The sequence below is a fragment of the Bernardetia sp. ABR2-2B genome (assembly GCF_037126435.1).
Classification (GTDB): domain Bacteria; phylum Bacteroidota; class Bacteroidia; order Cytophagales; family Bernardetiaceae; genus Bernardetia.
In genome coordinates this window covers 3,298,687-3,311,576 of the sequence record NZ_CP147020.1, presented here as the reverse complement: position 1 = coordinate 3,311,576, position 12,890 = coordinate 3,298,687, and the positions used below count along the sequence as shown (strand labels likewise).

Here is a 12,890-nt window from a genome sequence, read left to right as displayed (position 1 = left end):
AAACTCTAAGGGTCTTGGAGACCCTTAGAGTTTTTATGTTTTACAAAATTACTTCTTTTTCAAAAGTCTTTATATTTACTCTCAAAATTTGATGATTATTTGTATCAGAAATATATAAATAATTCCCAATTAAAAGAATATCATTTGGCTCTGAAAGTCCACTAATTAAAGTCTTTACTCTATTTTTTTCTAAATCTAATACTTTTATTTTTCCATTGTAGGTATCAGCAATATAAACTTCATTCTTATTGTAAAGAATCCCCACTGGGTGCTGTAAAACTGCTTTTTTTGCTGTTCCATCGGTATCTCCAAAATCAAATAATCCTGAACCGACTAGCGTTCTGACTTCTTTTTTCTGTAAATCTATCTGACGAATTGCACTTGCTTCTGAATCTGCTACATACAAGAAATTCTCAAACTGTGTAAGTCCACTTGGCTGATTAAAAGCTACTTTTTTGAAGTCATCGCCATCTGTGAGCTGTTCTCTTCCACTTCCTGCAAAACGTTCAGTTTTATATGTTTGTAGATTCATTTTTAAGATTTGATGATTTCCTGCATTAGCGATATACATAATGTTTGGATATTTTTTATCAATTAATAAATCCCAAGGCGAATTTGGATTTACGTTTTCTCCCCATTTTTTATCTCCAAAATAATAGCTTGTTTCGCCTGTTCCTGCAATTGTCTTGACAGTTTTACCTACTAAATCTGCTTCTTTGATTACATTATTTTTTGTATCAGCAATGTATAGTTTTTCTCCGTTTTCAGAAAGTGCAAGTCCGTGAGGTTCGTAAAAACTTGTTTCCTCAAAACTCCCTTCTGTATTTCCTTTTTTGCCTGTTCCGATAGTTTCTAACACTTTGCCTTCCAAATTTATTTTCAGAATTCTATTATTTCCACTATCAGCAATCCAAAAAGTAGGATTATTATTATCGTTTTGTTTTTCTGCTTTTGCTTTAATGATTTTGGAAGGAAACATAAGTTCTTTTTTCTCTACTTCTACAAGTTGAAACTCAAACTTTTGTGTATTCAATTCTGCTTTGTGCTTTTCTTTTAAAGCTAGTATTTGATTACGAGCATCTTCATAAAAAGATTCTCCTGCACGTTGCCAAACCACTTTTTGGTCTGGAGAAATTAGCGTAACGGTAGGCCAAGCACGAACAGCATAATTTTTCCAAACTTTCATGTCAGAATCATTGACAACAGGATGATGAACACCAAATTTCAAAGCTGCTTGACGGATTCTTTGTGTTGATTGTTCTGCGCTAAACTTTGCCGAATGAACACCAATAACGACAAGTTCATTTTCGAATTCTTTCTCTAGTTTTTCTAAGTCTGGGATAATATGTTGGCAATTAATACAACCAAACGTCCAAAAATCTAATAAAACTATCTTTCCTTTAAAATCAGCTAATTTATATGATTTTTCAGTATTTACCCAGCCAAATTCTGTATCAATTTCGGGGGCAGTAGTTGGGGGAACAACCATATATTTTGGATTGAGTTTGATTACTTTTTGTTCTGATTTATCTTTATTTATTTCACTTGCTGAACTTGATTTTTCATTACAGGAAACTAGAGAAAAGCAAAGCAAAAGAGCGAGGAATATATATTTCATTTAGTTATTATTTAATTGAACTTTGATGCTAAGAGTTTTCTTGATAAACAAAGCTAACTCCAGTCTGAGTAACTTATTTTGTTAATAAAATGTTGAGTTAAAGTTTTACAATGTTATCTTTTCGGAACTCTTTTTTAAAAAAAATTAGTATCTTGAAAATACTTCTACTAGTCGAACTATCCTTATGAAAAATAATCTACAACTTATTACTTTACTATTCTTGTTATTTTGTTTTGCCCCTTTACTTTCTATTGCTCAATTTGATATAAATGGAACGCCTTTTATTCAAAACTATGATAGAAAAGCATATAAAAGTGGAAATGTAATATGGACAGTCGTACAGGATAAACAAGGAAAAATATATGCAGCTACACGAGATAATCTATTACAATATGATGGTGTACGTTGGAAAAAACTCAAAACTTCTATCAATGGAGTAACTAGAGATATAGTTATTGATAAAAGTGGAAATTTATATATTGCTGATGATTCGGATTTGGGTTATATGAGTCCAAATGAAAATGGAAAATTAGTGTATCATTCTCTTTCTCATCTCTTACCAAAGGAATATCAAGATTTGACGTTTATCACACAAGTCTATTATTTTGAAAAGGAGGTTTATTTTTCTAGCGAAGATATTTATTACAAATTCAACCTCGCTGATAGTAGTTTTGTCATAGAAAAACAGGAGAATGAAAACAAACTAAGTTTATTTCAATTTGAAGATCGTCTTTTTTTACAGAAATCTGATAAAGGATTATTTGAGAAAATAAACGGAAATTGGAAGCAAAAATTAGATACGAGCTACTTTACAGATGATAATATCAAAGGTTTCTTTCCTTATAAGAAAGACAAACTGCTCTTTTTTGGTGCAGAAACAGGAGCATTTTTATACGATGAAGCAAAGGATAGTGTAAGCCAATTTCAAACACCTGCTAATGATTGGATAGCCAAAAATTATTTATATACAGCTACTTATTTTCAAGACCAAAATAAAAACTACTATTATGTTTTGGGTTCTTTTGATGATGGAGCATTAATAATCGATACAAACGGGAAAGTAGTTCAGCATATCAATAAAAAAGTAGGTCTAATTTCAAATGATATTTCTAATTTTCATGTAGATAATCAAAATGCGCTTTGGGCAGCTACTTATAAAGGATTAGCAAAGATTTCTTTGGAGCTTCCTTTTACGTTTTTTGATTTTAATCATAATATTGCCACTCGTGTCAATCAAACGTATAAAAACGGAGATAGTACAATTTATATTGCTGCTAATAATGGCTTGTTTTATAAGAAAAATAATCGCTTTGAAATAGTTACAAACTTTCCTCATACGCAGTGTTGGGAAATTGTACCTGTTACAGATTCTAAATTCGTAGTAGCTGGTGGAAATCGTGGTTTTTTCTATATTTCTGATAAAAAAGTAATTCAAAATGTAGGTGGAGATTGGGCAACAATGGCAATAAGTCGTTCAAAAAAGGACAGTTCTATTTTTTATAATGGAAAATATCAAGGTTTTGAAATGCTGCGTTATGAAAAAAGTCAAGATAGATTTATCCGTTTGGCAGAAGTAAAGGCAATGGAAGAAATTATTACTAGAGAGATAATAGAAGATAAAAACGGCTTTGTTTGGACAACTAATCCAGCTAAAGGGTTTTATCAGATTGATATAAAAAATTTCTCAAAGAAAAACATTGAGCAAGCAAAAGTAACTCTACAAATAAAAGGACTAGACAAGGTTGAGAGTTGTAGAATGACAGAAAAAAATGGAGAGATTATTTTTAGCTCTGCACAAAAGGAATATACTTTCAATTATGAACAACAGGTTTTTGAGCCTTACTCAAAGAGCAGTTTTATTTTATCCCAATCTCTTTTCATAGATTCTAAAAACAATCATTGGGATTTGATGAATAAAATTATTTATCAAAATGGAGATAAAAACAAAGCTGACTCTACTATACTTTTGGCTATTGATGGCAATATAGAACACATTTTAGAAGACAAAATCAATCAAAAAACAATTTATTGGATATCAACAAGCGAAGGACTTTCAGTCTATCAACCTCAACTAAACTTTGGTAAAAAATCTGAATTTTCTACTTATATCAGAGAAGTAAAATTATCAAATTCTGATAGTATTATTTTTTATGGAGAAGGAAACGCAAATGAGTTTTTAAGTGAAAATAATTTTGAGTACGAGAATAATTCATTTGTTTTCAGCTATGCAGCCCCCAACTATTATCTTGAAAAAGAAACGCTATATCGTTTTAGATTAAAAGGCTATGAAAATAAATGGTCAGGGTGGACAAATCAAACACAAAAGGAATATACCAATTTGAATCAAGGAAATTATACTTTTGAAGTACAAGCTAAAAATTTCCTTAACCAAATTAGTGAAATAGATACTTTCTCATTTTCTATCCAACCTCCTTTTTACCAAACAGCCCTAGCCTATTTCATTTATACAGCTTTAGCCATTTTGCTTGTTTATGGAATTGTCAGGGTTTATACGTTGCGCTTGAAGCGTTCCAAGAAAAGGCTAGAATCAATAGTAAAAGAGCGTACTGCAGAAGTTGTACAAAAAAATACAGCTTTAGAAAGCCAAAAAGAAGAAATTATAATTCAGTCTGAGAGTTTGAGACAAGTTAATGAAGAACTCAATATTACTGTAGAGATGGTAAACGAGCAAAAAAATGAACTACAAGAACGAAGTAGAAATATAAACTCTAGTATTACATATGCAAAACGAATCCAAGAGGCAATATTGCCTTTTCATGACAGAATAGAAAGTCGTTTAAAAAAGCATGGCAAAAATGATTTTTTCGTTTTTTACAAACCTCGTGATGTAGTAAGTGGTGACTTTTATTTCTTTGAAGAAGTAGATAATAAAATAATAATTGTTGCTGCCGACTGTACAGGACACGGAGTTCCAGGTGCATTTATGTCAATGATAGGAAATCAATTATTAAATACTATTGTCAAGGTAAATAAGATTACAAGTCCTGCTCAAATTTTAGAGGAGCTTCACAATGGTATTTTCGAAGCCTTGAAACAAGAAGATTCTAAAAATGTAGATGGAATGGATGCTGTTGTGATTACTCTACACAGACAAGGCGATTCCTTTTCACATGTAGAATATGCAGGTGCTATGAATCCTTTATACTTCATTCAAGAAAATAATAAAGAAGAACTACAAATATTGAAACCAAATAAACGGAGTATAGGAGGAAAGCAAAAACATAAAAAGCTAGAGTTTGTGACTCAGAAAATTTCTTTTTATGATGAAAACCAAGACTTTATTGCTACAACACTTTATTTGTGCTCTGATGGTTTTCAAGACCAATTTGGAGGAAAAAAAGGAAGAAAGTTAATGCTCAAAGGACTAAGAAGTTTGCTTCTAGAAGCAAGTACAAAACCTATGATTCAGCAAGAAAAATTTTTAGAAAATCAGTTTGAAAATTGGAAAGGCAAAGAAAAACAGATTGATGATATTCTGATATTTGGATTACAAATAGAATAAGGCATAAAAAAAGGAAAAGGCAAACCTTTTCCCTACAAATTTCTGTATTTATGACAGTTGGAAACTGTGGGCTACTACAATTTTTCTGCAATTTCCATCGGATTCATTCTTGAATTATAAAACTGAACTGTTTTTCCGTCTTCACTCACTACATATTTACAAAAATTCCAAGAAGGTTCTTCACCTGCTTTTTCTACTAACCACGTATATAATGGTTCACGGTCATCTCCTGTAACTGAAATTTTGGAGAACATATCGAAGTCTGCACCAAATTTAGAAGAACAAAATTCTTTAATTTCTTTATCTGACCCTGGTTCTTGTCCACCAAAGTTATTAGCAGGAAAACCTAAAACCGTTACTTTATCGCTGTATTTTTCTTTTACGTTTTGTAAATCTTCGTACTGAGGAGTAAAACCACATTTCGAAGCTACATTGACAATCATTAATTTTTTGCCTTTGTATTTTGATAAATCGACCTCTTTTCCGTCGATATCTTTTACTTTAAATTCATAGACTGTTTCGGCTGAAGTTGGGTTTGTGGTAGTCATATCTGATGCATTTGAGGTTTTAGGTGTGTTAGAGCAACTTGCTAAAAATAGCATTAGTGAGCTTAAAAGAAATAAGTTAGAAAAAATAGTTTTCATTTATATAAGAATTAAATGGAGTAAGAAGTTTGAATTGAATATAGGCTAAACGATCGAATAGATTTGAATGTTTATTTTTCAAGATGAGATTTAGGAATTATAACATAAAAAAACCATTCTTCTTATAGAAAAATGGTTTTAGTTTTTTCTTTCGGGCTGACAACTTAGAAGTTATCTGCTACTTTATTAGTGAGGCAAACGCTCTCTCAAAAGTCCATACGTCCAAGTTCCGACAATAGCACTTAGAAGTGTAACCAAAACAACTGTTGCTCCTGTTCCGATTTGAGCATACAAAGGACCTGGACATGCACCTGTCATTGCCCAACCCAAACCAAAGATAAGACCTCCATAGATTTGACCTTTATTAAATACCTTATCTTTAAAAACAATTTTCTCTCCTGATAAGGTTTTGATATTAAATTTTTTGATAATAAAAACAGAAATCATTCCTACCAAAATAGCCGTTCCGATAACTCCGTACATGTGAAAAGATTCTAAACGAAACATTTCTTGTATTCTGAACCAACTGATTATTTCAGCTTTCACAAAGACAATTCCGAAGGCAATACCAACAAATAAATATTTAAAGTTATGATACCACTTTTCTGTTTTTTTACTTTCATTGACGCAAATAGCATCTTTTCGACGAGTAGCATCTTCAGTTTTTGTTTGAAATGGAACTGCTTGACTTTTCATTTGTATCGTTTTTATTGAATGAGAAATATTTTTTATAAAGATGATAGAGAGATATAAATAAACACATTGTTTATAAAGCTAAAATTAAAGGTAAAATAAGATTTGCCATAATGAATCCTCCTATCATAAAACAACAAGTCGCTATTAAAGACGGAATTTGAAGTGTCGACATTCCCATAATGGCGTGTCCACTAGTACAGCCACCAGCATAGCGAGTTCCAAAACCCACCAAAAATCCTCCTACAACCATTAGTAAAAATCCTTTTAGTGTAAAAAGGCTCTCCCAATTCATAATATCTAAAGGAACAAGGTTTGAATAATTTGTAATTCCTTTCGCTGTCAAATCTGTTTTCAAACTAGCTGCAATCTGAACATCATTTGGATTAGATAAAAAATTGGCTGCAATCACACCACCTAATAATATACCGACTACAAAAAATAAATTCCAGGTTTCTTTTTTCCATTCATACTGAAAAAACGGAATTTTGGCTGGTACACACATCGCACAAACGTGGCGCAGAGAAGAACTGATTCCAAACGATTTATTGCCAATAATCAAAAGTGTAGGAACAGTTAGACCTACAAAAATACCTGCCACATACCAAGACCATGGTTGAGTTATAAAATCTATCATTTTTTTTGAGTTTAGACCCTAAGGACTTTTGAAAACCCTTAGGATCTGTCTGAAAATTATTTAATTAGAAAGTGTCTTACTCTGACAAACAAAATTTGAAGTTGGTACACTTTCTTGCTTCTGAATCTGTCCAAAACCACCTTCTACTTCTGTAAAGTTACGGTAACCTCTTGCTTGTAAAATACTAGCTGCAATCATCGAACGATAGCCACCTGCACAGTGCATAAAGAAATGTTCATCTGGGTTTATATCTTTTACCCAATCATTAATATTACTAAGTGGTCTTAAATAGGCTTCCTCTACATGTTGGGCTGCGTACTCTCCCTCTTTTCTGACATCAACGACCTTGCTTTTTTCTTTATCAAATTTTTGAGCAAACTCTTCAGGCGAAATTCTATCCACAGTATCTACTTCTTTTCCTGCTGCTTTCCACGCCTCAAAACTTCCGTTGAGATAACCCAAAACATTATCAAAACCTACTCTACTAAGCCTAATGATTGTTTCTTCTTCTCTTCCTTCATCTGCTATCAATAAAATAGGCTGATTTACGTCACGAATCATAGCTCCTACCCACGGCGCAAAACCTCCATCAATCCCAATATTGATAGATTGAGGAACGAAACCTTTGTGAAACTCTTTTGGATTGCGAGTATCTAAAATGAGCGCACCACTTTCTTCGGCAGCTACCTCAAAAGCATCTACTTCTAACGGCTGCTTACCTTTTTTCATTACCTCGTCAATACTAGAGTAACCTTTTTTGTTCATAGCCACATTCATTCCAAAATAAGCAGGTGCAGGTAAAAGTCCGTCCGTTACTTCTTCTACAAATTCTTTTTCTGTCATGTCTGCACGAAGAGCATAATTGAGTTTTTTCTGCTCTCCAATGGTAGAAACAGTTTCTTTACTCATATTTTTACCACAAGCACTACCTGCACCGTGTGCTGGATAAACGATAGTTTCATTTGGCAAGGTCATTATTTTATTTCTCAAAGAATGAAAAAGGGTTGCTGCGAGTTGCTCTTGTGTCATGTCTGCTGCTTTTTGAGCCAAGTCTGGACGACCCACATCTCCAATAAAAAGTGTATCACCAGAGAAGATAGCATGTTCTTTTCCATTTTCATCTAAGAGCAAATAAGTTGTGCTTTCCATAGTATGCCCTGGAGTATGAAGAGCTTTAATAGTGATATTTCCTACTTTAAATTCTTGTTGGTCTTCTGCAATAATTGCTTCAAACTCTGGATTTGCTGTTGCACCATAAACGATAGGTGCATTTGTTTTTTTAGATAAATCTAAATGCCCAGAAACAAAATCTGCATGAAAATGCGTTTCGAAGACATACTTTAGTTTTACATTATCTTTTTTCAGACGCTCAAGATAAGGTTCTACTTCACGAAGTGGGTCAATGATAGCAGCTTCGCCATTTGAAGTAATATAATAAGCACCTTGTGCTAAACAGCCTGTATAAATTTGTTCTATGTTCATAATTGTATTGAATTAGTCGTACTAAATTTTGAGTGATTTAAAAAAATGATTAGTATGAAAAGTAGTTGAAATAGTTCATTCTATGTCTATCTTTCATTCTAATATACTACAAAATTAAGGTATAAGTTGTTTGGGTACAGTTACTTTTGTTACAGAGCTATTTTTTTAGGATATTTTTTGGTTTTGAACTATTTTATTTAACTCATCTATTCTTTTATAATAAATCAATTGCAAAAAAAAGCACTATAAAAAATTATAGTGCTTTTTTGATTTCTATGAAAATCTAAAACTAATTGTAATTATTTGATATGATTATGTTCTTCTTCCGAACCACCACCAAGTGATTGTCCGTCGTGAGAGGAAAGTTCTACCAATTGTTGATATTCTGTTGGAGACAAGTCATTAAAGAAGTAATTAATTGGATTTACTGGTTTTCCATTATAACGAACTTCGTAGTGTAAGTGAGGAGCAACTGAAAGCCCTGTGCTTCCTACCTTTCCTACTAATTGTCCACGTTTGATTTTTTGCCCCTTCTTGCAATCAAATGCTGAAAGGTGAGCATATCTTGTAATATATCCGTATCCGTGATCTACTTCTACTAATCTTCCATATCCACTAGACCAATCTGCTTTAATAACAACTCCATCACCTGTTGCATGAACGGCAGTTCCTGTTTTAGCTGTAAGGTCACAACCTGCGTGCATTTTACGTACCTTATAGATAGGGTGCGTACGCATTCCAAATCCAGAAGCAAAACGTGTAAGGTCTTTTCCTGAAAGAGGCTGAATAGCTGGAATAGAAGCCATCATATCATTCTTATTTTGTGCCAATTTCATAAGCTCATCATACGATTTTGTTTGGATATACATTTGTTTTTTCAAATTATCCAATTTTTCGTGTGTATTTACGATAAGCGTTTCATTTACAAGATTATCATCTAATAAATGTTTATATTTTTCTGAACCACCTGTTCCTCCTTTTCTCATTTCCATAGGAATAGGTTCTACTTCAAACATCGAACGATAAAGTTTATTGTCTCGTTGTTGAAGATGAGATAACATATCAGTTGCCTGACTAATTTCTTTATTAAGAACTGTATATTTAGTTAAAAGTTCTTGTTTTTCTTCTTTGAGTTGTACCACTTCCTTTGAAGGGAACATTTGAGTGTAAAATGTCGCAAAACCGACTGCTAATACTGCTGAAACTACTAAGAGTCCAAGAATATTAAATGCAATATCTGCTTTAGACGCTTTTACTTTTTCGTAACGACACGTTTCGGTGTCATAATAGTATTTTACTTTTGCCATATAATTAGTGTTTGTTGCTAACCTTTATCAGACAAAATAACTATTAATAAACTTTGTTTGGGTTCAAAACCTTTTTCAAAGTTGAGTTTAAAAGTTATTTAAAGAGCGTTTATTAATCTGTTTTTATATTAGTTTATGTATTTTTATGTATTCATCTTTTACGAATACTTTTCTTTTTTTATCTAAATAACAGAGTTGATAATAAATTGAATGTTTTTTTTAATTGAAATGATAAATAATTGATAATCACAACATATTTGTTCTGTCCAACTAAAGATTAGTAATGCAAAGAAGCAAAAAAAATAGAAAAGTTCCAAAAAACTTAAAACTTTTTTCGATGAAACCACGTATATCACTCCAAAAACAGCTATTTGAACTATATAAATATTTTTTTGTGTTTTTTTGAGCAACTTTCATAAGACATTGTGTGGTCTTTATAAAAAAAATAATTATTGTGCTGAATGCAAATATAGCACACAAAAAAACGTTATATTGCAGTAAGCCACCTATTTAAATAAATTATTAATCTCTCAGAACTCATGAAAACTTCCATATACTTTACATTACTCTTATTTTTTTCATCTATTTTTTCAGCTCAAGCTCTTGTTTGTACATCATTAGGCGATGGAGTATGGTCTGATGCTTCTAACTGGAGTTGTGGGCGAGTGCCTGATACTAATAATGATATTGTTATTATTGCCCATGATATACTTTTGGATCAAGATGTAACGCTCTTATATGATGATGATAATACCTCATTTTCGCTTACAATAAACCCAGGAGCTTCATTGGTAGATGATGGAGGAAATCATACTTTACAGATAGGACAGGGTTCTGGTAATGGATACAATGGAATAAATGTAGAAGGGGTACTAGATGTATATACTCTGACTCTACAGAAGGCTCAAAGTCCTAGTAGTATTTTAGCTTCAACAGGAGAGATTATAGTCCGTTGTCAATTTGATACTTCAAACAGAGGAGATATTTTGGTAGAAGGTTTTTTAGATATAAGAGGAGATTGGCTTTTAGGTAATGGAAATACACAAACGACTGGTACAGGGTCTATAATTGTAGAAGGTTGTTTAGATACTGGAGGAGGAGGACAACCTAGTAATATTGAGCCAGAGTATTGTATAGTAAGACCTAATAATGGATGCCTATGTGGAGGAAACCCAAATAATGCAGTAGATGAGGCAGATAGTAATGCAGATGGCAATGGAAATAATGGAGGAAGTAGAAATGAATGTTTGAATATATTACCTGTTACGTATTTGAGTTTCACAGCAAAAGTAGAAAAATCAACAGCTACCTCTAATGCTAAATCTATTATTGAGTGGATAACTGTAAGTGAAATAAATCATGATAGATTTGTTTTAGAGCGTAGTTATGCAGGAAAAATATTTGAAGAAGTAACTACTATAAAAGCAAAAGGAGGAAAAAATATACTTACTACTTATAACTTTATTGATGAAAGTTTAGTAGAAGAAGGAGTATATTATTATCGTTTGAAAGAAATCTCCCCGTCGGATGAAATTGCTTATAGTCCTGTCGTTACGATTACCGTAGGTGCAGATTTATTTTTTAAAGTGTTTCCTAATCCAGTTTCGCAAGGGCAGAAATTATATATTCGCTACCCAAATAAAATAAAAAAAATACAGATAAAAACAACCCAAGGTAAAATAGTATTTGAGCTTTCACAGGATGCAAAACATGGTTCTGATATAGAAATTCCAGTAAACTTACCGAAAGGATTATATATGATTGATTTTTCTACTCCAGAAGGAACAGAGTATAGAAGATTAATCGTTGAATAAAACAAAAAAAAATTAAACAAAAAATCCTTTTTTCAACTCTAAAAGAGAATAAGAAAGGATTTTTTTATGAGGAAATTTTACAAAAATAATATCTAGACTGGTAAAACTTCTTCTTTGATTATCATGTCGTGCAAAAATGTACTGCCATCAGAATGATAAGATTGTTGAGCTGCAAAATCAGTAATAAAATGATTTGCCTTTGCTTGAAAAATACTAGATGGCGTTTGTTCATTAAACTCAGCAAAATTACCACTTCCTAACTTCTCTGAAACAATTTTATCATTATAATCAATACCTTTTGGAGTGAGTTTGTGCCAAGTTACTTGTAGATGAATAACCTCTTCACGCCCAAAATAATATCCACGAATAAGTTCTATTCCTGTAATCAGATAACCTTCTTTATAAATTTCGATTGGACTTCCACCATCTCCTCCAAAATGTTTGCCCATTCTTTTAGACTTAAAAAATTTATCCTTTGTTCCTATTTCACTAAAAATAGGCGTAAAACCATCAATTATATCTCCACTTCGAACCACAAAACCAGTCAGAGCTAAAAAATTATCTTGCTCAATAGGATTTCCTTCGCCTTTTTCTTTATCTACCAACTGACTTTTTGCACTTTTCATTTCAGTTACACCTACTTTATCAGTCTGGACAATATTTGGAGCATTGAATTGAGGTAAAAGGTCTAATTCTTTAGAATTAAGTATTTCATTTACACCTGCTGTAATTTTTTTGTCTTCTATCAAATTTACTTTTATCAAAAACTCTAATGATTTGGCTCTGACCTTTGGGTCTGGAGATTCCATTGCTTTTTGAATGAGAGCTGATTGTGCATTTTTCTTGGCAAGTTGTGTTGACCAATAGCCATTGATAATATTTCCAATGACTGTTCCCAAGATTGCCAAAAGACCTGTAATGAGTAAAGGAGTAATTTGTTCCATATCTTTTGTAGTAAGTTTTAATAGTTACCTTTAAATATAAGAATTTTAGCTATTTATTCTAAATCTTTTATGCTTTAAATACACTGTCTCTTGTTTTTTGATAAGAGAACAAATTTTATTTACTCATAAAAAATTGTCCTTAATTATATTTTTCGTATTTTAATTGTTCAAACGTTATTCTATTATGAAACGAAAACTATTTCTCAAAAAAATTCGTTTTGATAGACC

At 32.0% G+C, this 12,890-nt stretch carries 9 protein-coding genes; 2 read left to right on the top strand and 7 right to left on the bottom strand.

Annotation, left to right across the window (positions count from 1 at the left end; all coding sequences use genetic code 11):
- Positions 1-40: 40 nt before the first annotated feature.
- The gene (locus WAF17_RS14040; RefSeq protein WP_338760677.1) at positions 41-1,618 is read right to left on the bottom strand and encodes a thioredoxin-like domain-containing protein; all 1,578 of its coding nucleotides are present in this window, start codon (positions 1,616-1,618) and stop codon (positions 41-43) included.
- Positions 1,619-1,802: 184 nt separating this feature from the next.
- Here WAF17_RS14040 and WAF17_RS14035 point away from each other — a divergent pair, with 184 nt between their 5' ends.
- The gene (locus tag WAF17_RS14035; protein ID WP_338760674.1) at positions 1,803-5,141 is read left to right on the top strand and encodes a SpoIIE family protein phosphatase; all 3,339 of its coding nucleotides are present in this window, start codon (positions 1,803-1,805) and stop codon (positions 5,139-5,141) included.
- 74 nt (positions 5,142-5,215) lie between these two features.
- Here the strand turns inward: WAF17_RS14035 and WAF17_RS14030 are convergent, their stop codons facing one another.
- The 5 genes from WAF17_RS14030 to WAF17_RS14010 form a co-directional block, all read right to left on the bottom strand.
- Positions 5,216-5,785: a glutathione peroxidase gene (locus WAF17_RS14030; RefSeq protein WP_338760671.1), complete on the bottom strand. Its 570-nt coding sequence runs from the start codon at positions 5,783-5,785 to the stop codon at positions 5,216-5,218.
- Positions 5,786-5,971: 186 nt separating this feature from the next.
- The gene (locus WAF17_RS14025) at positions 5,972-6,481 is read right to left on the bottom strand and encodes a DUF6691 family protein (RefSeq protein ID WP_338760668.1); all 510 of its coding nucleotides are present in this window, start codon (positions 6,479-6,481) and stop codon (positions 5,972-5,974) included.
- Between the two features lie 70 nt (positions 6,482-6,551).
- Positions 6,552-7,115, bottom strand: coding sequence for a YeeE/YedE thiosulfate transporter family protein (locus WAF17_RS14020; RefSeq protein ID WP_338760665.1), 564 nt, complete (start codon positions 7,113-7,115; stop codon positions 6,552-6,554).
- Positions 7,116-7,175: 60 nt separating this feature from the next.
- The gene (locus WAF17_RS14015) at positions 7,176-8,597 is read right to left on the bottom strand and encodes an MBL fold metallo-hydrolase (RefSeq protein ID WP_338760662.1); all 1,422 of its coding nucleotides are present in this window, start codon (positions 8,595-8,597) and stop codon (positions 7,176-7,178) included.
- A gap of 299 nt (positions 8,598-8,896) precedes the next feature.
- Positions 8,897-9,904, bottom strand: a complete 1,008-nt coding sequence (locus tag WAF17_RS14010; RefSeq protein WP_338760659.1) for a M23 family metallopeptidase — start codon at positions 9,902-9,904, stop codon at positions 8,897-8,899.
- A gap of 539 nt (positions 9,905-10,443) precedes the next feature.
- Between WAF17_RS14010 and WAF17_RS14005 the strand changes: the two genes are divergently transcribed.
- The gene (locus WAF17_RS14005) at positions 10,444-11,718 is read left to right on the top strand and encodes a T9SS type A sorting domain-containing protein (RefSeq protein ID WP_338760656.1); all 1,275 of its coding nucleotides are present in this window, start codon (positions 10,444-10,446) and stop codon (positions 11,716-11,718) included.
- 92 nt (positions 11,719-11,810) lie between these two features.
- Here WAF17_RS14005 and WAF17_RS14000 read toward each other — a convergent pair whose 3' ends face one another.
- The gene (locus WAF17_RS14000; protein ID WP_338760653.1) at positions 11,811-12,662 is read right to left on the bottom strand and encodes a hypothetical protein; all 852 of its coding nucleotides are present in this window, start codon (positions 12,660-12,662) and stop codon (positions 11,811-11,813) included.
- Between the last annotated feature and the right edge of the window lie 228 nt (positions 12,663-12,890).